At 57.1% G+C, this 22163-nt stretch carries 25 protein-coding genes and 7 pseudogenes; 6 read left to right on the top strand and 26 right to left on the bottom strand.

Going from position 1 to position 22163, the window contains the following annotated elements; genetic code table 11:
- Positions 1 to 37 precede the first annotated feature (37 nt).
- The 12 genes and pseudogenes from NDI76_RS21965 to NDI76_RS21910 all read right to left on the bottom strand — a co-directional run bounded on the left by NDI76_RS21965 (position 38) and on the right by NDI76_RS21910 (position 8117).
- On the bottom strand, positions 38 to 259 hold the full coding sequence (locus NDI76_RS21965) for a DUF8129 domain-containing protein (protein WP_310926282.1): 222 nt from the start codon (positions 257 to 259) through the stop codon (positions 38 to 40).
- A 49-nt stretch (positions 260 to 308) separates the two neighbouring features.
- Positions 309 to 587: pseudogene (locus NDI76_RS21960) on the bottom strand (DUF7389 domain-containing protein).
- A gap of 17 nt (positions 588 to 604) precedes the next feature.
- Positions 605 to 1009 (bottom strand): DUF6166 domain-containing protein, encoded by a 405-nt coding sequence (locus NDI76_RS21955; RefSeq protein ID WP_310926281.1) that lies wholly within the window; start codon positions 1007 to 1009, stop codon positions 605 to 607.
- 77 nt (positions 1010 to 1086) lie between these two features.
- Complete coding sequence (locus NDI76_RS21950; RefSeq protein ID WP_310926280.1) at positions 1087 to 1482, bottom strand: DUF7567 family protein; 396 nt, start codon at positions 1480 to 1482, stop codon at positions 1087 to 1089.
- A gap of 75 nt (positions 1483 to 1557) precedes the next feature.
- Positions 1558 to 1923, bottom strand: coding sequence for a DUF7568 family protein (locus NDI76_RS21945; protein ID WP_310926279.1), 366 nt, complete (start codon positions 1921 to 1923; stop codon positions 1558 to 1560).
- 3 nt (positions 1924 to 1926) lie between these two features.
- Positions 1927 to 2417, bottom strand: a pseudogene (locus NDI76_RS21940) (DUF7995 family protein).
- 128 nt (positions 2418 to 2545) lie between these two features.
- Positions 2546 to 2950: a DUF8025 family protein gene (locus NDI76_RS21935; protein ID WP_484494598.1), complete on the bottom strand. Its 405-nt coding sequence runs from the start codon at positions 2948 to 2950 to the stop codon at positions 2546 to 2548.
- 96 nt (positions 2951 to 3046) lie between these two features.
- Positions 3047 to 3352 (bottom strand): plastocyanin/azurin family copper-binding protein, encoded by a 306-nt coding sequence (locus NDI76_RS21930; protein WP_425498408.1) that lies wholly within the window; start codon positions 3350 to 3352, stop codon positions 3047 to 3049.
- 133 nt (positions 3353 to 3485) lie between these two features.
- Positions 3486 to 4721 (bottom strand): ZIP family metal transporter, encoded by a 1236-nt coding sequence (locus tag NDI76_RS21925; RefSeq protein WP_310926277.1) that lies wholly within the window; start codon positions 4719 to 4721, stop codon positions 3486 to 3488.
- Positions 4722 to 5984 (bottom strand): multicopper oxidase domain-containing protein, encoded by a 1263-nt coding sequence (locus NDI76_RS21920; protein ID WP_310926275.1) that lies wholly within the window; start codon positions 5982 to 5984, stop codon positions 4722 to 4724.
- A 3-nt stretch (positions 5985 to 5987) separates the two neighbouring features.
- Positions 5988 to 6689 (bottom strand): metal-dependent transcriptional regulator, encoded by a 702-nt coding sequence (locus NDI76_RS21915; RefSeq protein WP_310926273.1) that lies wholly within the window; start codon positions 6687 to 6689, stop codon positions 5988 to 5990.
- A gap of 202 nt (positions 6690 to 6891) precedes the next feature.
- A pseudogene (locus NDI76_RS21910) lies at positions 6892 to 8117 on the bottom strand (IS701 family transposase).
- Between the two features lie 146 nt (positions 8118 to 8263).
- On the opposite strand from NDI76_RS21910, the gene NDI76_RS21905 reads away from it, so the two are divergent.
- Together NDI76_RS21905 and NDI76_RS21895 are read left to right on the top strand one after the other, a co-directional pair.
- On the top strand, positions 8264 to 10198 hold the full coding sequence (locus NDI76_RS21905) for an aconitate hydratase (protein WP_310926271.1): 1935 nt from the start codon (positions 8264 to 8266) through the stop codon (positions 10196 to 10198).
- Positions 10199 to 10346: 148 nt separating this feature from the next.
- A pseudogene (locus NDI76_RS21895) lies at positions 10347 to 11169 on the top strand (phosphosulfolactate synthase).
- A 127-nt stretch (positions 11170 to 11296) separates the two neighbouring features.
- Here NDI76_RS21895 and NDI76_RS22785 read toward each other — a convergent pair.
- The 5 genes from NDI76_RS22785 to NDI76_RS21875 form a co-directional block, all read right to left on the bottom strand.
- Positions 11297 to 11404 carry a YgaP-like transmembrane domain gene (locus NDI76_RS22785; protein ID WP_425498417.1) on the bottom strand — a complete coding sequence of 36 codons (108 nt, stop codon included), beginning with the start codon at positions 11402 to 11404 and terminating at the stop codon, positions 11297 to 11299.
- A gap of 123 nt (positions 11405 to 11527) precedes the next feature.
- A complete protein-coding gene (locus NDI76_RS21890) occupies positions 11528 to 11971 on the bottom strand; it encodes a hypothetical protein (protein WP_310926269.1) in 444 nt (147 codons plus the stop codon).
- A gap of 77 nt (positions 11972 to 12048) precedes the next feature.
- On the bottom strand, positions 12049 to 12870 hold the full coding sequence (locus NDI76_RS21885; RefSeq protein ID WP_310926268.1) for an IS5 family transposase: 822 nt from the start codon (positions 12868 to 12870) through the stop codon (positions 12049 to 12051).
- Between the two features lie 4 nt (positions 12871 to 12874).
- Positions 12875 to 13330 (bottom strand): PIN domain-containing protein, encoded by a 456-nt coding sequence (locus NDI76_RS21880; protein ID WP_310926267.1) that lies wholly within the window; start codon positions 13328 to 13330, stop codon positions 12875 to 12877.
- Entirely contained in the window at positions 13327 to 13578 is a 252-nt protein-coding gene (locus NDI76_RS21875; protein ID WP_310926265.1) for a ribbon-helix-helix protein, CopG family, read from the bottom strand. Before NDI76_RS21875 ends, NDI76_RS21880 begins: the two co-directional genes overlap by 4 nt.
- A gap of 266 nt (positions 13579 to 13844) precedes the next feature.
- Here NDI76_RS21875 and NDI76_RS21870 point away from each other — a divergent pair, with 266 nt between their 5' ends.
- The gene (locus NDI76_RS21870; protein ID WP_310926264.1) at positions 13845 to 14099 is read left to right on the top strand and encodes a hypothetical protein; all 255 of its coding nucleotides are present in this window, start codon (positions 13845 to 13847) and stop codon (positions 14097 to 14099) included.
- 122 nt (positions 14100 to 14221) lie between these two features.
- On the opposite strand, the gene NDI76_RS22855 is transcribed toward NDI76_RS21870, so the two are convergent.
- From NDI76_RS22855 to NDI76_RS21850, 5 genes and pseudogenes are all read right to left on the bottom strand, one after another.
- Positions 14222 to 14488, bottom strand: coding sequence for a DUF8150 family protein (locus NDI76_RS22855; protein ID WP_484494596.1), 267 nt, complete (start codon positions 14486 to 14488; stop codon positions 14222 to 14224).
- Between the two features lie 292 nt (positions 14489 to 14780).
- Positions 14781 to 16196: an ATP-binding protein gene (locus tag NDI76_RS21865; protein ID WP_310926263.1), complete on the bottom strand. Its 1416-nt coding sequence runs from the start codon at positions 16194 to 16196 to the stop codon at positions 14781 to 14783.
- Between the two features lie 179 nt (positions 16197 to 16375).
- A pseudogene (locus tag NDI76_RS21860) lies at positions 16376 to 16758 on the bottom strand (DUF7995 family protein).
- 105 nt (positions 16759 to 16863) lie between these two features.
- Positions 16864 to 17304: a DUF8025 family protein gene (locus NDI76_RS21855; RefSeq protein WP_310926261.1), complete on the bottom strand. Its 441-nt coding sequence runs from the start codon at positions 17302 to 17304 to the stop codon at positions 16864 to 16866.
- 190 nt (positions 17305 to 17494) lie between these two features.
- The gene (locus tag NDI76_RS21850; protein WP_310926260.1) at positions 17495 to 18439 is read right to left on the bottom strand and encodes a transcription initiation factor IIB; all 945 of its coding nucleotides are present in this window, start codon (positions 18437 to 18439) and stop codon (positions 17495 to 17497) included.
- Positions 18440 to 18621: 182 nt separating this feature from the next.
- On the opposite strand from NDI76_RS21850, the gene NDI76_RS21845 reads away from it, so the two are divergent.
- Together NDI76_RS21845 and NDI76_RS21840 are read left to right on the top strand one after the other, a co-directional pair.
- The gene (locus tag NDI76_RS21845) at positions 18622 to 18873 is read left to right on the top strand and encodes an AbrB/MazE/SpoVT family DNA-binding domain-containing protein (protein ID WP_310926259.1); all 252 of its coding nucleotides are present in this window, start codon (positions 18622 to 18624) and stop codon (positions 18871 to 18873) included.
- The gene (locus tag NDI76_RS21840) at positions 18874 to 19308 is read left to right on the top strand and encodes a type II toxin-antitoxin system VapC family toxin (RefSeq protein ID WP_310926258.1); all 435 of its coding nucleotides are present in this window, start codon (positions 18874 to 18876) and stop codon (positions 19306 to 19308) included.
- Between the two features lie 73 nt (positions 19309 to 19381).
- Here the strand turns inward: NDI76_RS21840 and NDI76_RS21835 are convergent, their stop codons facing one another.
- Both NDI76_RS21835 and NDI76_RS21830 read right to left on the bottom strand, forming a co-directional pair.
- Positions 19382 to 19798, bottom strand: a complete 417-nt coding sequence (locus NDI76_RS21835; protein WP_310926257.1) for an SWIM zinc finger family protein — start codon at positions 19796 to 19798, stop codon at positions 19382 to 19384.
- A 1069-nt stretch (positions 19799 to 20867) separates the two neighbouring features.
- On the bottom strand, positions 20868 to 21200 hold the full coding sequence (locus tag NDI76_RS21830) for a HalOD1 output domain-containing protein (RefSeq protein WP_310926256.1): 333 nt from the start codon (positions 21198 to 21200) through the stop codon (positions 20868 to 20870).
- 175 nt (positions 21201 to 21375) lie between these two features.
- Here NDI76_RS21830 and NDI76_RS21825 point away from each other — a divergent pair.
- Positions 21376 to 21642: pseudogene (locus NDI76_RS21825) on the top strand (DUF7342 family protein); the annotation flags it as partial.
- On the opposite strand, the gene NDI76_RS21820 reads toward NDI76_RS21825, so the two are convergent.
- Positions 21628 to 22080, bottom strand: coding sequence for a toxin-antitoxin system TumE family protein (locus NDI76_RS21820; RefSeq protein ID WP_310926254.1), 453 nt, complete (start codon positions 22078 to 22080; stop codon positions 21628 to 21630). The pseudogene NDI76_RS21825 and the gene NDI76_RS21820 sit on opposite strands and share 15 nt — an antisense overlap.
- A pseudogene (locus tag NDI76_RS21815) lies at positions 22077 to 22163 on the bottom strand (winged helix-turn-helix domain-containing protein); the annotation flags it as partial. The pseudogene NDI76_RS21815 and the gene NDI76_RS21820, both read right to left, overlap by 4 nt.

Below are 22163 nucleotides of genomic sequence, written 5' to 3'. Positions count from 1 at the left end.
TTACTGAAGGCTCTGAAAACGACGATTGCGGGTTGGCTCACCTCTCTTGGGAACGGATTTCGTCGGCCTGCTGCTTGAGCTGGCGAAGAATCCGAACACGCTGCTGATTCGCGTTCTCGTACGCGACACACGCTCGCAGCGTTTCCATATCGTGAATCGTCACGATTCCCGCGTTGATGAGTCGCGAGTTTGGCGGTTCGAGTCGCTGTGCTGGCGACAGTCCATCCGAATTTCGTTCTTGCTCTTCTGAGTTGCTCACTGATGATCGCCTCCGCTCTTACAGAGGCGAAATAGACCTCACCTACCCGCTACTCGTCGTCTTCCCCCGGTTGGATCTGGCGGGCGTCTTCGGCGAGGTCGTGGATGTACCCCCGAAGCGTCTCCATGTCCTCGCGGGCCTCTTCGAGCGTTTTCGCTTTCACTTTGGCAATGATCTAGTCCTGGTCGCGAGTCCCAGTACCGCGAGTCAGCTTCACAGTGAGGGAAACCCCGACATCGCTTCGCTCAACGTACTCAGTTGATGCCTTTCGCTCGCTGTTCTCGGTCGATTCTGCGTTCGTACGGGACTGCTGGGTGGGTTCTGTCATGGATTGCTCTCTGACTGTTAGCTGACGGACGGTGCGACTGGCTCGTCGACTGTCTCACGAAGGGCCGAATCTATCTCGTGTCCTGTGAGTCGCCAGCGCTGTTTGGGACCACCACACTCCAATCGGCTCACTACTTCGTTCTTGAACGCCATGTACTCCGCTAGTGCGACGTCCTCGTCGTCGGTGTAATCGAGCAGGAGGGCGAGCGCGAGTTGCGCTGGGCCACTCCCCCTGTACCCCCATTCGAAGCCCGAGGGACTGTGGTCCGCCAGCTTGAGACTCCGATCTGGGGTCAGCGGTTCGCGGCCAGGATACTTTTCGACGATTGCGCGGCCTCGCTGTCGGTAGCCGACGTAGACGACGTCGGTCTCATCCGAAGTGTGTGACGTTCCAGATGACTGTGAATCACTTGTCCAACTCATAGTTCTGTTCGCGGGGTGCTCGTTCGAACACCCCCGCACCCCTCTGGGGGTGAAAAACTCCCCAACGAACCCTCTCCTTAGGCCAAGTGAGACACCTCAGCAGGTTCTTCGACGTCGTCGAACTCACCGCGCTCGACCGGTTCCCAGTCCTCGTCCGGTTTTGGACTCCACCAGTCGATCTCGTAGGCACCCGGTGCGCCGAAAATTTTCACCCTCGCCGAACCGCCAGGCAGGTCACGACGAAGTTTTTCGTCGACGTGGAGATTCCAGGTCGTGTCGGTATCGAAGCAGGCGAGGACAGCTTCCTCGTAGCCACGATCCTCTTGCGACTCTTGGAGTTCCACCTGTGTATTGCAGTTCTTGCAGAACACGCCCTCGAAGGGGATGTAGCTGAACACCTCGTGCCCGCAGACGGGACACCAGAGGAACTCGAACAGTGCTTCGCTGTGACGGTTGATGACGTCCAGACTCATCTGTAGATCTGGCCCGTGTGAATCGGGCCACCCCTCCTGCCCCAGAAAAACGCTTCCGCTGGGCGTCTTGTGACCTTAGCGTTCAGCGCCGTAGACTACCTTCGAGCGAGCTTCGTAGCCACAATCGGGACAGTCGAACCAGCGCTGTACCTTCGCCCCGTCAGCTGCCTTCTCACCGACGAGAACGTCGTCGTTCGGGCACTCAGGGCAGGTCAGCTCAGGGAGTGATCTGTCTCGGAGAGCGTCCCGAAAGGCTGTCGCCTGCTTCGTCTCGAAGCCACGTGACCAGACCGGATAGTCGTCGACGAGGATTGCACCACGCCACTTGTACCGGTATGAGTCGGATGCACGATGGAGAACGGCTCGGGCTCCAGTCTCGGTGTTTCGATACGCGAGCGACGGTGTGCGACTCTCCCGTATCCAGTTGGTGATTCGGGGCATCGGTTAGAAGTGGACGTCGGCAGGGACGATCCAGAGGTCCTCGCTCTCGTCGAGAATCCGATCGAGCTGGCCGCGATGCCGAATACCGCTGGCGTGCTCGGTGTACAGGAACACCGTCGGTCCGTCGTATGCGCCGACTTGATGGAACGCGTGCCGAGCGAGATCCTCATCGCGCATAATCTCCTCGTCGGAGAGTCCGTTGATGGCTTCCTTCACCCGTTCGAGATTGCGCTCGAACTCTTCTTTCGTCGCTTCCCACCCTCAGTCGAGTAGGTCCTGCCCATCGTCTGAGTCGACGGGGGCTGCGGCCGGTAAATCGCCCATCGAGCCTTGCCCGCGACCATCGTGTTCTCCTCGTCAAAGCAGACGTAGTAGTCGAACACGGCGCCAGCGTGTGGGTCGGCCCCAACCAGCCGATCGAACACTGTTTTGCCGGTGGCCACTGCGTCGTCTCGCGTCGATGCCTCTACCAGGGTGTAAATGACCATGTGCATCGGTTTTCACCTTCGTCTGCCGACGCATGCGACTGCACAACTACGTCACTACGTGATGCGCCGGCACCCATCGCCGGCGCTCAAAAAAATAGTACTGACGACGCTGACTAGACGTTCTCAAGTTCCGACTAGCAGTCTTTCTCCTCGACGGTGATCGTCAAGTTCCCGCTCTCGTAATCGGCCTTGAACTCAACTGAGAACCTATCCGAGTTGTAGGCGGCATGATACGCACGATGTCGCTTGAGCGATCCGGTTACTTTGAAGTGGAAGAAGGCAGCAGCTGTGTACGGTTTGCTTGCTGTTTCGATCTGAGCCTCGACTGATGCAGGGAGCGCAATTTGCGGCGTGTCACGGTCGATTCCCGCGGCGAAGGCTCGAACTTCGTCGACGCTTGCTTGCGAATATTCAGGTGTGTCGCCGGTCAACACATTCACGGGCCTTTCCGTCTCGTCAGTGAATAGCACGTCTTCGAAGGTACGAGTGCCAAGAATCGCGTCGGGGCTCAGGTCACACTCCTCAAACGGATTTTCGATGGTTGCTCACACATTGAATCACGAAGCCCTGAGGGCTCAGTCATTCTGCCCCAGAAAAACAGATCCTGTTGCTCGAGTGGAAGACCGCTCAGAGCTTTACTCGACCGTTATAGTACCTGTCATCCCTGAGCCTTCGTGTGGAATACACACATACTCATACGTCCCAGTGACGTCGAAGGTGTGTTCGTACGTATCACCGGTAGCGAGCAGCCCTCCACTCACGTCGTTTCGTGCGGCTCGTTCAGACTCGAATCCTCCACTAGCGAAATACACTGCCTCTGTTGGTATCCTATCCCCGTAGGCCGTCACTGTATGTCCGACATCGCTATCGTTCACCCATCTCACTGTTGTCCCGGCGCTTACAGTGAGCGTCTTTGGATCGAACGCGAAGTCTTCGTTCATCGAGACACGTGTCGTCCCGTCGGGGTTGCTGTTGGACGAACAACCTGCGGTTGCCGTTGCTAAAAGAGCGCTTCCACTGAGTTTGAGCATTTGTCGTCGATTCATCGATTGTATAAGGGTTAGTTCAGGGGGTTTAGAGTGCGACGAAGAGGTCAGTGACGTACATCACGACAAGTCCGACGAGGAACGTCACGAGATTCAGCGCAGAACCGACGCGTCCATTCCGACTGACCATCTCTCGAAGTTCCCAGATGACCTGCAGGATCGCCCCCACGCCGACAGCGAGGAAGAACGCCCCGAGCGTCGGCGAGAAGGCAAGGCTACCCAGCCAGCCACCGAGGATGACCGGAGCACCTGCAATGAACCCCAGACCGACGAAGTGGAGGACGTTCGGACGCTCACCACGTGCAACGGGTGCGACGACAGCTGGCCCTTCAGTCACGTTGTGAAGCATGAAGCCGATGACGAGGAACGCCCCGAGCGATACGCGCCCGAGTGCGAACGAGCTCCCGATGGCGAGCCCCTCGGCGAGGTTGTGGAGGCCGATTCCGAGCGCAACCAGGTAGGCAACCCACAGACCGCTCTGGGCACGCGCATCACCTGCTTCCGCACGGCCCTGTCGCCACGCGCTGACGGCCTGAACGGCGAGAAGTGCGCCAATGATTCCGAGCGCGACGAGGGCGGGCCCCTCGAACGCGCCCGGCACTTGTTCACCGAGTTCGAAAGCCTCGAACCCGGCATCAATAGCGAGGAACGCGAGGATACCCGCCGAGAAGGCGAGAATCGCGTGGAGCCAGCGGTCACTCATCGATTGCAGGAATGGGAACCACAGCATCCCGAGTGCGACGGGGATGACGCCGACGAACAGGCCGATGACAGCCATCGTCACCAGTAGGTCAGTCGTCAGGCCCGGTGACTGGCTGGGGGCGATGATGGTGTGGTGAACGGTTGCACCGTCCGAGAGCAGCAGGGCCACCTCGAGGTCCCAGCCTGGGTTCCAGTGGTACGGGATGACGACCTGTGCGCTCTCACGAGGAGCGAGTGTGTTATCACCGCCTGCGCCCTGCACATCGAAGTCCCAGTAGGCTTCTGCGACCAGCACCTGTGAGATAGTCACTTCGTCCGGACCGTTATTCGTGACGTGTAGGACGACGGTCTCTTCGCTCGGCAGGGTCGTATGCGTCACCGACACGTCGGGGAGTGGCGCACCACCGTTGTCGAGCGACGCGAACGGCGCCGTCGCGAAGAACCCACCTGCGATGAGTGCGAGCAGGAGGATTGGGAGTAGTGCTGCAGCCCACTTCGGAAGTCCCAGCGGGCGCTCAGTTTGGTTCACAGTCGTGTCGCCGTCAGTGTTTGGTTTGCTCATTTAGACCACCTCGAAGAAGCTCATCCAGCCAAGTTCAGCGAACTCTGACTGGTGGGCATGGAACATGTACAGTCCCGGGTCGTGATCGGAGTAGTCCAGCTCGATGATACCACGCTGTGCCTGACACTGCATGACCGTGTCCACCGTTTGGAGCGTCGGCGTCAGTGTCGTCCCGTGGTCGTAGTAGTCGAAGAACTGCGAGTGGGTGTGGAACGAATTGATGAGGTCGAACTCCGTCGCGTTGGCCAGGTAGACTCGCTGGCGCTGCTGGCCGTCGATCTGGATCGGGCGCTTGGTCTCCCCGGCTTTCCAGTTCCCTCGGCCGTCGGTCTCGCCGACGCTGTAGGCGAACGCCCGCGTGTTGGCGGCGTACACCTCGTTGCCGCCGTCGAAGTTGGTGTCGAAGCCGTTCATCACCATCACCATCTCGTTGATGGGGTCGTTCTCGGCGTACTCGTGATTCCGCGTTTTCGCCTCGGCGACGAGTTCCGCACGGAGTTCGTCGGTGATCTGCGAGCGGTGGAAGTCACAGTACTCCTCTGGTCGCTGGGTGACACGATCCGGATCTGGGTCGATGATGATTGCCCCGTACAGTCCCCGGTGGATGTGCTCTTTCAGCGGGAGCGAGTGACAGTGATAGAAGTGGACGCCTGCGGGTTGAGCGATCCACTCGTACGTGAACGACTCACCCGTATTGAGGACGCCCGGTCCGTTCTGCGGGATCCCGTCCATCTCCGGATTGAGGTTCCGGAGATGCGGGTGGATGGTGTGGGCGTGTCGTCCGAGGTTTTCGAACTTCACACGAATGAGATCGCCCTCGACGGCTCGAATGGTCGGGCCGGGTACCTGGCCGTTGTAGGCCCATGCCGGAAATTCGATGCCAGGGGCGATGCTAACGGTGGTATCGACCGCTTGGAAGGTAAACTCCCGAACGGTTCGGCCGTTCTCCTCGTAGACGTCCTGCGGGACGTTCTTTTGTTCACCACGGCCTGTGTTGAACTGGTAGAGGAACTCGTGTGGGTCAAAGTCCGTGTCGCTATATTCTCCGGTCGCACCGAAATTTCCGTGTGAATCCTCTCCTGGACCATGATGCTCGTCGCTGTCTGCCCGTCCGATTCCAGTGAGAGCGGCGCTCCCTGCGAGACCAAGCCCCCCGAGAACTGCCCGTCGAGTGGTCTTGAAATCCGATTCGAGCGAGTCTACTAGTCGTTGCTCCAATCTCTCTGATAACTTTGCTGCTTGTGAATAATCTTGTGAAGGCATGTATTACGCCTCGTTGTACTGTCTCTGTTCGCTTTCGGCCGGTTCAGCAGGCCGTGATACGTATATGTCTGCAGCGACATCAGTCGGGAGCGAGAGCGGTTTCTCTGTCGTCCTCACTTTGCATGTGATCATCCCGAATGGCGCGGTTTCGACCACTTCGAGTTCCGTTCCAAGCGAGATCCCAGAGTTCGCAAGATACGATAGAACGTCTGCGCGGCTTTCTCGCACCTCAGAAACGACCGCAACCGTTCCCTCTTGACACTCCGCTAACGACTGCTGTGTCTCGCATTCTCGAATTTCGAGGTCGGCAGTAGGAATCGGTTCTCCATGTGGGTCTACCGCAGGCGACCCGAGGAGCACTTCGATTCGCTCGACTAACGTCTCGCTCAGATGATGTTCGAGGACGTCTGCTTCGTCGTGTACCTCTGCCCAATCGTATCCGAGCTCCTCGGTCAGGAAGAGTTCGAGTAGCCGATGGTTGCGGAGCACTTTGAGCGCCCCCTTCTCACCACGCTCGGTGAGACGAGCACCCTGATAACTCTCGTAATGTACGAGACCATCGTCGTCCATTCGCTGCAACATCGTCGTCACGGTTGGTGGTTTGACCCCTATCGCGGACGCAATCTCGGATGACGCGGCCGGGATGTCTCCGTCCTGAAGGTAGTATATCGCCTTCAGATAATCTTCGACTTTCGGGGTCACCATGGGCGAGATTTAGATGCCTCTAAACAAATAGTTTCCCTTCCCCACTAAACAGTTTAGATGGCTCACCAACTGACACGATTTGTACTTTCATCCTCACTGAAGCACCCACACGACGAAAATCAGAACCCGGGTGACTACCCTCATACGGGAGCCGTGTCTTGCTTTAGCCCCAAGTCGTCCGATGCGCTCAATCAGGTATAACTCAGCCTTGCACGTTAGCGTCAGGCTGTTGAGCGAACAAAGAGGTGGTCAATCTCGTTCATGAGATCATCGACGCCCCGATCATCGTTGTCCCAAACCCACGTGAGGAGGTTGTAGACTGCTTCTTTCAGGGAGTGCTCGAGGTTCGCTCGAAAGCGTCATCGCTTCGGGCGAACCGTCCCCAAGGCGCTCAACTCTGGATCAAGACGAACGAGACTGTAGGCAACCATCAGAAGGTGCCAGTCGTGACTGGCACCTTCGTCAGTCTGCATCTCGCAGTCTCCTAGGCCGAGATCCTGCTTCGAGTCCTCGAAGAACGTCTCGATGCGCCACCGTATCCCGTAGGAGCGAATCACGTGCTCGGTCGGTGCGTCGATCTTGTTTGTGGCGAGGTACTTGACCGGATTCTCCTCGTCTTCATCAGTCTCTTTCCCGGCGATAACCAGCTTCCCGTCTCCCAGCTGGAAGACGGGAAGCTTCTTCGTCCAGATATGGTAGGTTTCGTCATCGACATCGTGCTCAACCGTGTCGATGCGCTCTTCCAGCGCATCGACGCGGAGTTCTTCGCCGCCGTAGGTCACCTTGCGATTGCTCCGGAGCGGGCCGATCCAATCCTTGCCGTAGAATTCGATGTGTTCGGGAAGGCCAGAATCGTGGGCGAACCACGAGTCGAAGAGGTAGGTGTGCCTGCGGACACCTACCTCTTCTTCGAGTTCGGTGACGATCTCGCGGGCGAGATCGTACATTGGTGCCGTGGTCTTGGTCATCTTCATCCTGTTTTTCATAGAGGCGGAAGGTGAGCGGATAGGCCATTTTGTCGTCAGCGTAGAAGGCGTAGATGAGGTCTTGGCCCCAGACAGTGTCGCCTTCAGCGTGATCGTAGAAGTGGCCGACGCCGGGGACTTCGTCCCCGGCTTTCTCGGTAATCGTGTCGTCGAGGATGATGTGGCCGTCCTTCGACCAGCGCGTTTCACCGTGTTTCTGGAGTTCCTCAAGACGTTCGTGGTTGAGCTGCTGTTCGTCCCAGTCGTACTCGGTGAGGAACTTGTTGAGGGCGCGTTTGCTGTTGGCTGGAAGAACTTCGCGTGCGATGCCCGCCACGGTCTTGTTGCGGGCCGCAACAAGACCTGTGGCGTAGGCTTTGGCGTGATGTTGTTGCTCCGGTGAGAGCGAGTCGAACTCGTCGAACACGTGCATGCACGACAAGAAGTCCGTAATCGGCATCATCCGTCCTTGCCACCGACTATGTCACGCTCCTACTTCAACGTGCAAAGCTGAGTAATCTTTCACATGCCTGGGTAAATGATGGAATTCGCTGTATGGTGTGAGTGTGCGTCACAAGAACAAAGAGGGAACGGGCCGTCTCTCCATCCATGCCTGGAACAGTAACCGAGAAACTCATCGATGACCATCTCGTCGACGGTCAGCTGAAGCCGGGCAAGGAGATTGCCCTGGAGATCGATCAGACGCTCACCCAAGACGCCACCGGGACGATGGTGATGCTCGAACTCGAGGCGATGAACGTCGAGCACCTCGAAAGCGAGCTCTCCGCACAGTACGTCGACCACAACCTCATCCAGGAGGATAACAAGAACCCGGACGACCACCTGTTTCTGAACAGTGCCTGCGAGAAGTGGGGCATCTGGTTCTCTCCCGCCGGGAACGGCGTCTCCCACCCCGTCCACCAAGAACGGTTCGGCGTGCCGGGCAAGACCCTGCTTGGCTCCGACTCACACACGCCGGCCGCGGGAGCGATGGGCATGCTCGCGATCGGCTCCGGTGGCCTCGACATCGCCATGGCGATGGCCGGCGAGCCCTACCACGTGAACGCACCGGAGGTCTGGGGTGTGGAGTTACGTGGGGAACTCCCCGACTGGTGCAGCGCCAAAGACGTCATCCTCGAAATGCTCCGTCGCCACGATGTCGACGGCGGCGTCGGACGTGTCATCGAGTACCACGGCTCCGGGCTGGACACCCTAACTGCGATGGACCGCCACGTGATCGCCAACATGGGCACCGAGCTGGGGGCCACCAGCACCGTCTTCCCCGCCGACGACGCCGTCAAACAGTTCCTCGCCCAGCAGGAGCGCGAGGACGAGTTCCAGGAGTTACGGGCCGACGACGACGCCGAGTACCACGTGACCGAGACCATCCGGCTCGACGAGATCGAACCGTTGATCGCCAAGCCATCTAGCCCCGGAAACGTCGTCCCGGTAACGGAGGTGGCGGGCGAGGACATCTACCAAGCCTACATCGGGTCCAGCGCGAACCCCGGGCTCCGTGACTTCGCGGTACCGGCGATGATCGTGAAGGGCGAGCGGGTCCCCCCGGAGGTCAGCTTCGACGTGAACCCAACTTCCCGACAGATGCTGGAGAATTTGACGGAGATGGGGCACCTCGGAGCGTTATACGCGAGCGGCGCTCGCGTCCATCAGGCGGGGTGCAACGGCTGTATCGGGATGGGGCAGGCACCGGCCTCCGGCCGCAACAGCCTCCGAACGGTCCCACGGAACTTCCCCGGGCGCACCGGCACCCGCGAGGACAGCGTGTTCCTCTGCAGTCCCGAGACCGCGGCGGCGAGTGCGCTCACCGGTGAGATCACGGATCCGCGAACCCTCGAAGAGACGCACGGGATCGACTACCCCGACTGGACCGAACCCGAGGAGATCATCGTTGACGAATCGGCGCTGAGCCCACCGCCGGAGAACCCGGGCGGCGAACTCGAGAAAGGACCCAACGTGAAATCACTGCCCGAGTTCGAACGTGTCCCGGACGCGATCACTGGCCCGGTGTTGATGAAAGTTGGCGACGACATCTCGACCGACGAGATAATGCCCGCTGGTTCGGACGTGCTCCCCTACCGATCGAACATCCCGAGGATCAGCGAGTGGGTGTTCGACCAGGTCGAGCAGGGGTTCTACAAGCGAGCCCAAGACCAGGGCGCGCCGTGGATGGTTGTCGGCGGGTCGAACTACGGTCAGGGGAGTTCACGCGAGCACGCAGCCCTCGCGCCGTATTACTTGGGGATGCGGGCGGCGCTGGCGGTCAGCTACGCGCGCATCCACTGGCAGAACCTCGTGAACTTCGGCATCGTGCCCCTCGAGTTCACCGACCGCGCCGACTACGACGCCATCGACCAGGGCGACACGCTCGAACTGCCCGCCGTGCGTGAGGAGCTACAGAACGGGCGAGAGGTCACCGTGCGCAACGCCACGCAGGACACGACGTTTGCGGCCGAGCACAGTTTGAGCTTGCGCCAGATTGAGATCGTGCTGCAAGGCGGGTTGATCGAGGACTTCAAGCAGTAAACCTTCCCGGCGCGATGAACTCATCAAGGCGGTTCAAAATCTTGAGGACCACACTGTTACCGACCTCGTATCCCTGCTTGACTAAGCAGTCGGGCCGGGGAGTATCACGAAGGAACGTGCACTCGTTAGTTCACGTGAGCCATAACTGATTCAGATCGAGCGTTTCAGCTTCCTACATCAGAACCACCGACCGGACAAGCCGCGCAAAACTGGTATTACAGAAATCTGTAGTCCCTACTACGATCCGATGGGCCGCGAGAACTCCGCGATATCCTCGAGACGATGGGCTGGTACGTTGATATTTACAAGTTCTCCGGCGGGTCGTTCGCCCTGATGCCCGAAGACGCCGTTCGAGAACTCATCGATGTCTGCCACGAACACGATGTCGAAGTCTCGACCGGGGGTTCATCGAGAACGTACTTGTGCGCGACCACGATAAGGTCGATGACTACATCACCGAAGCTGGTGATCTCGGCTTCGACATCGTTGAGATCTCCAGCGGATTCCTCGCGATCGATGCCGCCGACATGGTCGCACTGACCGAACGTGTCGACGAACACGGCCTCAAACCGAAGCCTGAAATCAACGTCCAGTTCGGCGCGGGCGGTGCGTCGAGTGTCGAAGAACTCGAAAGCGAGGAGGCAATCGATCCGGCAAGTGCTATCAATGAAGCGAAGCGCCATCTCGACGCTGGCGCGTACAAGATCATGGTCGAGTTGGAGGGGATCACTGAACGCGTCCGCGAGTGGCGAACAGACGTTGCCTTCGAGATCGCGAACGGGGTGGGCATCGAGCACTACGTGTTCGAGGCTGCTGATCCGCCGGTGTTCGAATGGTACATCAAGAACTTCGGCCCGAACGTCAACCTCTTCGTCGACAATTCTCAGATCGTCGAACTCGAATGCATTCGGTCTGGCCTCTGGGGGAAGAAGAGTAGTTGGGGTCGGACAGTCACGTATACCCGCGAATGAGACCAATGTGGACTGTATCTCAACAGTCCTCACTGGCGGCAATATGACCAGTAAGGGGTGTTCGACAGGAGGAGAGAATGACCGTCCGACCAAAGGTCTATGTCGGCCAATGAGCGATGGGAGAGACTTACTTGGCAGCGTTCTCTCGACACGTGTTGATTCCTAACAGGTAGTTTGTCAGGCACCACTGCATGAGGCCGGTGATGAGCAGATCCGCGGCAGCGTAGAGGACGATAATCTGCCGGATGGAGATTTCCGGCTCTGTTGAAATCCTATTGTCTCGACATCTTTCCCACTGAAACAGCCGTTAGGTAGGTATGCTTATGTAATGTGTATATCTTCCACAGTCCTCTACCATTCACTTCTGTGTCCCACTACCAGCGAACCACCCGGCCAGCCCAAGCAGTATCAATCCTGAAACACCCGTAATAACAACCGGGGCTGTATCGGTGTGGGTCGTACCGGCGAACTTAATTGCCCACTTTACCCAGTGGACACCTACTATACTGAGAGCACCAGCCACGCCGAGATGCCAACTGGCATGTTGGGCGTCGGTTGCCCATCTATGAACAAGGTGAGCGGCAGTGGTACCAACCAGTCCGAGAATAAAGAGTTCTGCGATAAACACCACTGGCTCGAAGGCTTCTGGGTAGACTATCCACAGTATCGTCGTAACACGCACTGGATTGAACATAAGTAGAACGGTACCAAGTGGAGCCACCGCTCGAAGACCATACAACCCCGTAAGGAGTACCGTCGCAAGGGTAGCATTTCGGACAAACGAGATCCACCGCGTGTTCATTACATAGGCACCAGTCTACTATGTGAAAACTCTGGTGTAGGTTACTGAACAATTCGTAGTTCCTCCCCATCTTACGTTCAGAGTGTCTTGTCGATGTTGTGAGTGAGACAGCCAACAGCGAGTTCACGGAACTGCTTCCACCAGTGCCGTGAGCGGACGAACGCGCCATATTTCCGTTTGAGGCGAGAGTTCACCGTCTCGTTCTGACTCCGTTGGCCATAGAGATCGGCATCCAACCGAGCGTTCCACGCTTTGTGGAGCGACGAGAACTCGCGGTGCTTGATGAGCGGTCGAACACCAGTCTTACGGGCTACCGCGCGAACCTTCTGGTCGTCGTATCCCTTATCACCGAGGAGGATTGTCACATTCTCGGCATTCCGCTTGATGAGCGGCGGTGCAATCTGGGAGTCATGTTTTCTGGTCGTCGTCACGTGGAGATCAATGATAGCATTCGCTCTCGTGTCTACGAGTAGCGTGACTTTCAACTGCTGAATCGTCAACTTCGTGCGCTTCGTGTAGTGCTTTGAGGCGTGACTGCGGTCGAACCCGGAGGCGTCGATCCCAACGACACCATTGGTCGGGAGAAGCGTAACTGAGAGGTTGAGAAGAACCCGCCAGACCGCCATATCGAGCCGACTGAACGCCTTACACAACGTTGAGGGGGAGGGGAGTTCCTCAAGATCGATGGCTTTCCGAATGCGTGGCATCTCGATGAGTTCGTCGAGAAGCGTCCTGTAAGTCGTGTTCTTCCGAACTTTGAGACAGAGTAAAACGATGTGCTGGTGGAGTGTGTACCGGCGTTTGGAGAACTTCGATGAGTAGTGATTGACAGCTCGGCGTGCCAAGTGGATCGCTTGCTCAACGAACCGGAGCAACTGCGATTTCGGAAGGGCTTCCATCCGGTCAGACTACCAGACGTACCTGTAACTCCCTGAGGATTTCAACAGAGCCGCTGGTTTCTGTTTGGAGTGCTCGCATCAGCTCGGCTGCTTTCGATTTAGTGAGTTCCCCACGAGTGTAGCCGAGAACAATGATACCGATTGAACCATGCACCTCAACATCGATGTCCTCGGCAGCGTCTCTTGCAGCGAGGTCGTCAGTCAAAAGGACAGCTGAGCGCTCAGATGCAACCGCAAGAGCAGCAGTCTCGCCAGGGTCTAAATCAGCGGTGCGTTCAGTTATCTCTGCCTCGATGAGCTCGTACTCGATGGTACTGAGTGCCGACGGAACCGTACCTGTCTTGAGTTCCTCGTATACCGTTTGTGGGATGAGGAGTTCATCAACTACTGAGAGCAACTGAAGCGCATCAACTTCGTTGAGGTGGATGAGTGGGCCTGTGTCAGCGACCGCAACGATCACGCATTCAGGCCCCACCGAATATCGTCTTCGACTGCCTGCAGCTCGCGTTCTGCACGCTTGACGCGGTCGCGACCAACGAGTTCGATCGCTGTTGCTCGATCGATTTCGTCGTTCGTGTATCGGGAGAGGATGAGATCTACCCAGAGGTCTTCGACACCGCGCTCCAGCGCCTGTTCGAGGATCTCCGACTCGGGGATGCCTCGCGCTTCCGCGATTTCTTGCACCCGTTCGGTGAGATCCGTGGCCATGTCCTCACAATTGCTCTACGATGACTTAAACGTCCGTGGATGCTCTGTTGGCAGCTCAAGACAGTTTGGACGGTGTGCCTCGTCAGTGGTGACGCCGTCGCACATCTGTCCGAGTGAGGCGTTAATATTGCTTCGTTCGGGAATGCAAAGTCAATTCTGGGCTCCTGAACGGATTGGAATGGGTATCCAGGCTTAGTCTGAGAGTGGAACTCAGGGGTATCCCACACAGTGGAGGTTTTTATCGGGTCGAACACGTATCATAGACAATGACCGAGGTGGGACCGAGAGCGGGAATGCATCTAGAGGAGTTAGACAGGGAATTACCGGTCTTCGTCGAAACGATTGGTGGTGACCTCGAATCAGGCTACTTGTCGATTCACGATCCAGACCATCTGGAGCCATCGAGCGACTACGTTGAGATGACACTCGGTGAAGCACTGGAGATTGCAGACGATTTCTGCTGTGACTGTTTTACGACGGCAATGATTGACCAAGGTCTCGAACGGGTATCTGACTTATAGCGACCCTGGGGCCCCTTCTCCCGTCACCGTTTCTTGATCACTCCCTTAGAAACTCACCGCGCTAGCGGTTTGTGAGCAGTAAGAAGTTACAGCTAACGTTCGAGAACCCAACATCCAGATACTCACTTAGTCGTTTGGCCCGCTGCACGGATCGCATCCGGATCGAATTGGTCGAATTGTGAGGATCCCTTCTCTCGAGCTTCCGAGAGCGCCTCCGCGCTACTGACCTGTGAATTGATCAACTCATTCAGTTCGGATCCCCATTGCGGCGCAGGCGTTGAACGGACATGCTCGATCCACTGGTCAATCGCATTGAGCCGTTGCGCCAGACGGTCGGGGTCGATATGTATATCAGACCTCCCCGCTCTCTGCTCGGTGTTTGGGCCCATACTATGGTTTCACCATTCTGTGCCACAGCTAAAAAATCACTCTTCGTGTAGATTTGCTGGCTGGATTCGATACGTGTCTGCAACGAATTCATGGATATCTTCCAGAGCGCCTCTATGTTCTCACGGGCGTCTTTGAGCTGAAATCCTTTGAGTGAGATTCCGACTGCGCTGGAGTCATTTCGAGGCCACTCGTTTCTTTGAGCGTTGCGTACCGCTCAATCGTGATTTCTGATTATCGGATATCTGACCTCCCTTTCAGAGGTCTAAAAACCATTCTCAATACCGTCCGGCGTTACTGGTCGGCTCTACTCTCGAGCATGGCAACGATATCGGACAAATCGAAGAGACGGAGGTCGTCACGTTCGTCTGCAGCTTCCTTGACGGAGCGTTTGAACCCAGAGCGGCTGAACAAGGCAAATTCATACGTCGGCTCACCACCTGTGGTGGGCGTCCAGTCGATGTGCTCCACGTCGTCTTCGAGATCCGAAAGCACATCATAGCCGAGCGGGGTGTTGGTGAACTTCGCTTCGCCAGCGATCAGCGTCGACCCGTCGGTTGGTGCGACGACGTCTACCTCCCGGCCCTTGTACCACCACTGGCTTGGTACCTGTGTGAGCTGGTAGTCTGCATAGAGCGCCGGCACTGCCTGGTGACAGAGCGATTCGAACGTTTCGCTGACGAAGTCGGGAAGTTCCGGTTCGATGAGATCTGCGTAGGCGTTTTCGCCGTAGAGTTCGTACTGTCCCTCGCGGCCGTAGAGATACCGGAAGTAAAACCGGAATACGGAATCTCGAATCTGGTACCGGGTCCGCTTGCTACGCGTCGGATCGGCGAGTGCCGGATGGTGTTTCTCGATGATTTGGAGCGTTTCCAGTCGGTCGAAGTAGTACGATGTATTGGTACTCTCGATGCCGGCTCCTTGGGCAATCTCATTTCGACTGCGGTTCCCGCTGGCCATCGATTCCAGTACGGAGAAATACGTGTTCACCTCGTTGAGCTCCATCTGGAGGACGGTTTCGGGCTCGTCATGGAGCGGGCCATCTGGATCGCAAAGCAATTGCGTGATGTTCTCTCCGAGGCTCTGTGACGGATCGAGAGGACTGAGATATCGAGGTGTGCCGCCGAAGACGCCATAGACGAACACCCGTTCTTCGGGATCGTACGTCGGCACGAACTCTTGGATGGAGCGAAACGGCAACTGGGTGAGTTCGAGGCGACCATTCGGTCTCTGAGACACCCGGCCGTAGAGTGGCGCACCGCCATCGAGAACGTGGGTATGAATCATACCGATTGCAGAGCCCGTGAGTACGAGCGTCGACTGACTCTCGTCGACGGCCGTATCCCACAGGTGTTGAATGACCGAGGGAAGCCCCTCATTCGATTCGATGAGGTACGGGAATTCATCGATGACGATGATTGCGTCTCTGTCGGAGAGGTACGTTAAGAGCGGTTCCCATTCCTCTTTGACGGCTGTGATGTCGGGATAGGTCGTCGCTGCTGCCTCGACGAATCGCCTGAGCTGTGTCGTCGCTGTTCCTTGGATTGCCTGATAGTACACAGCATCGTCACGGTCGGCAATCGATTGGCGGACGAGTTCGCTCTTTCCGATCTGACGACGCCCATAAATTATTGCGAGTTCTGCAGCGTCACTCTCATAGAGGGCCTGCAACCGGTTGAGCTCATCGATGCGATTGACGAACTGGTCCATACTCCCTGTCGTTGTAGGAGATACATATGGGCTCCGAAGTTAGAAACAGGACTATAATAGTCTAGACTATAATATTCTGAGCCCTAATCGCTAGGCCAGTCATCTGATCTTTCCTCACTAACACTCCGGCAGACATCCCCCGACTGTCCCATCAGTCGTTCGGCGGTTGACGGCATCTGTCAGAAGTGAACGTCAGCTGGAACGATCCAGATGTCGTCGCTCTCGTCAACGATGCGATTCAGTTGCTCTTGGTAACGAATCCCGCGCCCGTGTTCGTCGTATAGGAAGATTGAGGGACAGTCGTAGGCACCGACCTGATGAAACGCGTGCCGAGCGAGGTCCTCATCGCGCATGATCTCCTCGTCGGAGAGGTCGTCGAGCGCCTCCCGCACTCGATCCAGATTTCGCTGGAATTCGTTCTTCGTCGCGTCCCAACCGCGCTCTAAGAGTTTCTGTCCCTCTTCAGAGTCGACGTGTGCAGCTGATCGAACACTGCTTTGCCGGTGACCACTGCGTCGTCTCTCGTCGATGCTTCTACCAGCGCGTAAATGACCATGTGCATTGGTTTCACTTTCATTTACCGACGTACACGACTGCATACCGCGTCGCTACGTGGTGCGTCGGCACCCATCGCCGGCGCGCAAAAAAATCGAACCGACATCACTGGCTATGCGTTCTCGAATTCCGACTGACAGTCCTTCTCCTCGACGATAATCGTCAGGTCCCCGGTCTCGTAATCAGCCTCGAACTCAACCGAGAACGTATCCGAGTTGTAGGCGGCGTGGTACGCACGATGTCGTTCGAGTGACCCTGTCGCCTTGAAGTGGAAGAAGGCAGCCGCTGTGTACGGCTTGCTCTTTGTTTCGACCTGCGTTTCGACTGATGCCGGGAGTGCGATGTGTGGCGTGCCACTGCCGATTCCTGCGGCGAAGGATCGAGCTTCGTTGACGGTCGCTCGCGAATGATCTGGTGTCTCGCCAGTGAGCACATTCACGGGTGTTTCCGTCTCGTCTGTGAACAGGACGTCTTCGAAGGTACGGGTGCCAAGAATCGCGTCGGGGCTCAGCTCACAATCCTCAAACGGATCTTTCGACGGTTGCTCAGTCATTGAATCACAAAGCCCTGAGGGCTCAGTCATTCAGCCCCATAAAAACAGCTCACTACACCTTGTGAGAGTTGATTTCAGCTGTTTCTAGACTGAGTCATCTCTTCCTGACCGAGACGCCCGGTCTTAACCAACATCTATCTGTGGCTCCCTCTATTGTTGGTTAATAGAGACTCGTCGTCGACACCCATCTCTACGCTGAGTCCTCTGAATCGATTGTCGTCAAGAGTTCGTCGCGTCGAGCACGAAGCGTCGCTGCAGTTGTTCCAGCGACCTCCGCGATGTCCGTTTGTCTGAGTCCTCGTCTGTACTCTTGCGAGGCGATGTAGACGCAAGCGCCAGCAACCCCTGCTGGCTGACGCCCGTTTGCGATGGCTGAACCGTGCGCCCGCTCTGCCAGTTCGAGTGCTCGTCGCCGAACAGCATCCTCAACCGCTAGCTCCGAAGACAGCCGCGGGATGAGCGACCGGGGTGTGACCGGACTGACCGGCAGCCCAAGCTCTGTATTCAGCGTCTTGTATGCGTTCACAACCCTACTTCGTTCGACCTGTGCTCTTTCAGCGACTTCACTTCGCGCCACTCTTGAGCTGTTGCACCGACACGCGCCATAGACGCTCGCTGCGGCGATCGCTTCGATTGACCGACCCCTAAGGAGGTCCTCGTGCTTGGCGCTTCTGAAGAGCTGGCAGGCCTGATCACGAACGGTCTCCGAGAGTCCCAACGCACTCGCGATCCGACGGACTTCGCCCAAGCCGTGCGCGAGATTCCGCTCACTTTTCGACCGCCACCGGCCCCGGCGCTGTTCTCGACGTAGTCGGCCGAGCTGTCGGCGTTTTCGTGCTGAGAGTTGGTTTCCACTTGCGTCTCGCCAGCGTCCGATTTCGGTCGAGAGACCGCGGTCGTGACGTGCCACGGTGAGTGGTGCCCCCGTTCGTTTATTGGAGGACTCCTCGCCGTCAAACGTCCGCCACTCTGGTCCGTGGTCGATTTGTTGTTCGTCGATAACGAGCCCGCAGTCTTCACAGTTTGTCTCTGCTGTGTTCGTTCTGACTCGTCCGTTGCACTCTGGGCACGCCGTCGTATTATCCGTCGATACGTCTTCGTCGAAATCACTCTCGTAGATGTCTCTCGTTGCCATCGGTCATCAGCGAGGTGCTTCGTCTGCACCCCGCACCCCTCAGGGGGCAGAAAAACGACCGCGGACGTACTGGTGTGATTCTGTTTAACTCCCAACCCGTCGCTCCGGACGACGATCGTTCGTCTCAGGCGTTAGTGTGCATGCACACTACGTTTATACAGCGCGGTCTCATCAGTTGGAATATGAGCAATGACAGCGTCGACTCCGAAAGTAAGGTCTCTGGGAATCAAGCGAATATCCCTGCTCGAATTCGTCGAGAACTCGATATTGACGATGGTGATACGCTCCGCTGGCACATCGAAAGCGACGGTACTCTCCGCGTCGAAATCGTTCAGCAGCGAAGCGGGACATTCGGCGACTTTACCGGCTACGACGGCAGCCAAGAAACCGACGTGACGACCGACCACGACGCTTGGGGCGTCGACGTCAACTAAATGCCGCAAGCACTCGTCGATACATCTGTTCTCTTCGCCGCAGCATATCGCCGGGATGGCGCACATGATGACGCACTTCCCATCCTCCAAGGTATTGATGCTGCTGAGCTTCCAGAAGCGGTCATTCTTGACTACGTTCTTGCCGAGACACTGAACGGACTGACGACACACGCTGGTCACGAGGCTGCTATCGACTTTCTGGATCGTGTCGAAGAGAACACCCACTTTCACATCGATTCGTTGACTGGCGACGCCTTCGCGACTGGGAAGGCACTCTTCCGGCAGTACAAGCGATTTTCATTTGTTGACGCCTGTATCGTCGCGTACATGCAGACTGAAGGCCTCGGATATCTCTACGCATTCGACGACGACTTCGACGCCGCCACGGATGTGTATCGCCTCGACACGGCGACCAATCCCTACCAGCCAGAGTAAGGCAGGAGCGACTACACAATCGGTTCAATACGATATCAGTTGTACAGAGGTGACGCGACCAGCGCGTGTATACCTACGTCTCAGGGAGCGTTTTTCGACCAGTCCGAACGCAGTCCCAGCAGGGAAATCCGTCGTCGAGTTTATCGCACTCACACTGATCCGACTCAGCAGGTTCGTAGTGGTCGGTAGCTCTGGTTCCGCCGTCTGCCACGACCTGCACTTTCGTCACAAGTTCGAGGATTCTAGGCCGAATCGCGATGGCGACCCGATGTTTGCATGGGCCTTCATACGCAGCGTCGGCGGGGCATTCACAAGTAGCCGGAATACCGTTGACGACGGTAACGAGGTACTCGTGGGTTGCTGGGTTCTCGTGGCTCTCGTTGCGAACTCGGATGTCACCGTCGAGAACTGAAAACGCGAAGGCTTCGTACTGTGCTCGTTTCAACACGTGACTCGTCGGTTTGAAATTTATGGGTAGTAGGTGATCCATCGGTGAGTCCAGCGCTTGTACGCAGCGCTGCACGGCTCACAGCGCCGATAGACTCTCACCGATGCTGGTGCTCTGTGGGGCACTTCAACTGTAGTACGAACCCCGAGTTCTGTTGAAAAGACTCAGTAATTGACAGATGTCGCGTGCTGACTACAGAGAGTGTATTCACCGTCGGATGTGTCCACTTATACATTCTACCGAGTTGAACACTAAACAAGGATGGCAGAGGAAGTCTCTCAACGCCGCTGGTTGCTCCTCATGGTCGCAGCGTGTATCGCAGGCTCAACACAAGCTTATAGAGTAATTATTGGTGAAGGGGGAACTCTCGGCGTAATTGCTTCTGCCGCATGGTTACTTGCGATTCTCATCTCAGGGTGGCAACTGAATCAGTCTCGCCATTAGTTGGTAGCGATCGATTCGCGTCCTCTATCGAACAGTCGTGCCATTCCTTACCGCAGTCTTTGAGTTCGGAGTCGGGTCCTACGACGTACTCATTTTCTGCCCGAATCTTGCCGGCGGTTGAGGCGGTCGAAAACCCGACCGCCGAGCGTTCGTTTGAACCAGCTGAGCATGTGCATGACGTCGCGTTCAAACACACGCGAGTAGAACGCTTTGCGCTTAGACTCCGTCGAGGTTCTCCCAGCGTGCCGTCGGTGACTCTCCTCGAAAATCGATTACCAGTGCGTCGGCGGGCCGAAGATACTGTTTGCCACCGTCTTCATCTAAATCTACTTCAGCGAGTCCACCTGCTCGAGTGAGTGAATTGGTCATTCGGTGAGCGCTACCGGCCGGGACTCCGTTGTCGATCTCATCCTGCGCAGAAGTCGGTCGGTCAGCCATCGTGAGAATCGAGAAGGCGTGCTTAGTCCGAATCGCATTGAGTAGCGTATCGGAGTTGACGACGACTGAGCTGTCGACCGTAAGTTCAATCGGGTCGTCAAAGTGTGATTTGCAGGCCCCACACCAGTAATCCTCGGGATGTTGGCGACGCTTTGTCTTCTGACTGAATTTATTATTGACGCTGGTTCCGCCACAGACAGGGCAGCGTTCCTCACGAACGGGGTTGGACTTAGACGAGGTCATCTTTGCTCTCCTTACCGATGCGATTGACGGTCAGCTGGCCATCGTGCCCAACGAAAACGTCGCAGTTTCCGCAAGTGAAGCTGATTGATGAACGGCCGTCAGTCGCGAGTGACCTGACGGCATCGAGATTAATCTGGTTTCCAAGTGGCGGAAGCGCCAGCGGGTCGCAGTCAAGTTCTGCTGCAATTCGCCAGACAAGAGTCGTCACAAACTCCTCGGGGTTGTTGACGATACTGCCGTTGTGTACGGGGTCAACGGTTGAGTGAGATATTCTCGGTTCGGGCTGTACGCTTCCCCCTTTTTGCATCCCCTTCGACATCTTAATTGTTCGATGGCAGTCCTTTGTTATCAGTTTATCTTATTGTCTCATTAGGATAGACAACAGATTTTGGAGGCGGATGTTCGCGTGTGATCTCCCGGCGTCTCGTCGAGATTATAGATGAGCGTATAGTCGTCGATGTCCGGCTCCGCCTCGTTGGCAGGGAGGAGGGACCGCGATCACCGAGGAGATCAAGGAGTGGCAGGCGACCTATGACGTCGAGACGTGGGAGGAGCTCGAACAGTCGTTCGCCGACGGCGACCTCGCAAGTGCGGAGCTCCGTGACCGCCACGACGTGATTACGCGTTGGGAGGAGACTCTGGAAGACCGCCGCCTCATCAAGCACGCGTTGGCGCTCTACTTGGATGTCGAAGCCGCTCGCGACCAGATGGTCAACGTAGCGACCGAACCGTGCGCTAATGCCGCCTCACGGCGAGTTTGAGGCGCTATTCAGCTGGTCGACGTCGTCGTCCTCGTAGGCTGCTCGCCACATCGCATGGACGGCACGCGTCACGAGTGAGACTTCGGTCACATCGATACAGGACGGTTCGGCGTCTGTCGTCGCGGCCTCGGGCGGGGAATGGAAATGAATCTCGGGTGAGTGTGTGTTCGGGTGACGATCGAAGCGCCAATTGACGTCGTCGCTATCGACGTAGTGAAAGGAATACATTCCCAGTTCGCTCCACTGGATATCGAGTCGCGCAGTGTCGGCATCTCCAAGCCCGTCAGTGAGACTGATCTGCAGTTCTGTGGGTGCGACGACGTTATCGTACGACGTTTCCTCAACTAACGGCTCGAGTTCGAGCCAGAGATCACGAATCCGCTGGAGGGCTGGTAGATAGATGGGGCCGAACTCACCGGCTCGGTCGTCCTCACTCATACAGCGAGCTGGTGACTGGCCTCGTCGTAGGCGAGTGCTGCTTGGGCGACCGCGAGATTCTGTCGCGTCGTCCGCCACGCAGT

It is taken from the genome of Halogeometricum sp. S1BR25-6 (genome assembly GCF_031624495.1).
Lineage (GTDB): Archaea > Halobacteriota > Halobacteria > Halobacteriales > Haloferacaceae > Halogeometricum > Halogeometricum salsisoli.
The sequence above is the reverse complement of the archived record's forward strand: the minus strand, read 5'-3'. Positions and strand labels throughout refer to the sequence as shown.

What these genes read in the sequence shown, in the direction of transcription:
- NDI76_RS21950 (WP_310926280.1), bottom strand. Translation starts at nt 1,482, where the DNA reads ATGAGTCTGGACGTCATCAACCGTCACAGCGAAGCACTGTTCGAGTTC.
- NDI76_RS21885 (WP_310926268.1), bottom strand. Translation starts at nt 12,870, where the DNA reads ATGGAAGCCCTTCCGAAATCGCAGTTGCTCCGGTTCGTTGAGCAAGCG.
- NDI76_RS21920 (WP_310926275.1), bottom strand. Translation starts at nt 5,984, where the DNA reads ATGCCTTCACAAGATTATTCACAAGCAGCAAAGTTATCAGAGAGATTG.
- NDI76_RS21855 (WP_310926261.1), bottom strand. Translation starts at nt 17,304, where the DNA reads ATGACTGAGCAACCGTCGAAAGATCCGTTTGAGGATTGTGAGCTGAGC.
- NDI76_RS21890 (WP_310926269.1), bottom strand. Translation starts at nt 11,971, where the DNA reads ATGAACACGCGGTGGATCTCGTTTGTCCGAAATGCTACCCTTGCGACG.
- NDI76_RS21915 (WP_310926273.1), bottom strand. Translation starts at nt 6,689, where the DNA reads ATGGTGACCCCGAAAGTCGAAGATTATCTGAAGGCGATATACTACCTT.
- NDI76_RS21925 (WP_310926277.1), bottom strand. Translation starts at nt 4,721, where the DNA reads ATGAGCAAACCAAACACTGACGGCGACACGACTGTGAACCAAACTGAG.
- NDI76_RS21945 (WP_310926279.1), bottom strand. Translation starts at nt 1,923, where the DNA reads ATGCCCCGAATCACCAACTGGATACGGGAGAGTCGCACACCGTCGCTC.
- NDI76_RS21850 (WP_310926260.1), bottom strand. Translation starts at nt 18,439, where the DNA reads ATGGCAACGAGAGACATCTACGAGAGTGATTTCGACGAAGACGTATCG.
- NDI76_RS21870 (WP_310926264.1), top strand. Translation starts at nt 13,845, where the DNA reads ATGACCGAGGTGGGACCGAGAGCGGGAATGCATCTAGAGGAGTTAGAC.
- NDI76_RS21845 (WP_310926259.1), top strand. Translation starts at nt 18,622, where the DNA reads ATGAGCAATGACAGCGTCGACTCCGAAAGTAAGGTCTCTGGGAATCAA.
- NDI76_RS21865 (WP_310926263.1), bottom strand. Translation starts at nt 16,196, where the DNA reads ATGGACCAGTTCGTCAATCGCATCGATGAGCTCAACCGGTTGCAGGCC.
- NDI76_RS21820 (WP_310926254.1), bottom strand. Translation starts at nt 22,080, where the DNA reads ATGAGTGAGGACGACCGAGCCGGTGAGTTCGGCCCCATCTATCTACCA.
- NDI76_RS21830 (WP_310926256.1), bottom strand. Translation starts at nt 21,200, where the DNA reads ATGTCGAAGGGGATGCAAAAAGGGGGAAGCGTACAGCCCGAACCGAGA.
- NDI76_RS21875 (WP_310926265.1), bottom strand. Translation starts at nt 13,578, where the DNA reads ATGGCCACGGATCTCACCGAACGGGTGCAAGAAATCGCGGAAGCGCGA.
- NDI76_RS21905 (WP_310926271.1), top strand. Translation starts at nt 8,264, where the DNA reads ATGCCTGGAACAGTAACCGAGAAACTCATCGATGACCATCTCGTCGAC.
- NDI76_RS21835 (WP_310926257.1), bottom strand. Translation starts at nt 19,798, where the DNA reads ATGGATCACCTACTACCCATAAATTTCAAACCGACGAGTCACGTGTTG.
- NDI76_RS21930 (WP_425498408.1), bottom strand. Translation starts at nt 3,352, where the DNA reads ATGAACGAAGACTTCGCGTTCGATCCAAAGACGCTCACTGTAAGCGCC.
- NDI76_RS21840 (WP_310926258.1), top strand. Translation starts at nt 18,874, where the DNA reads ATGCCGCAAGCACTCGTCGATACATCTGTTCTCTTCGCCGCAGCATAT.
- NDI76_RS21955 (WP_310926281.1), bottom strand. Translation starts at nt 1,009, where the DNA reads ATGAGTTGGACAAGTGATTCACAGTCATCTGGAACGTCACACACTTCG.
- NDI76_RS22855 (WP_484494596.1), bottom strand. Translation starts at nt 14,488, where the DNA reads ATGGGCCCAAACACCGAGCAGAGAGCGGGGAGGTCTGATATACATATC.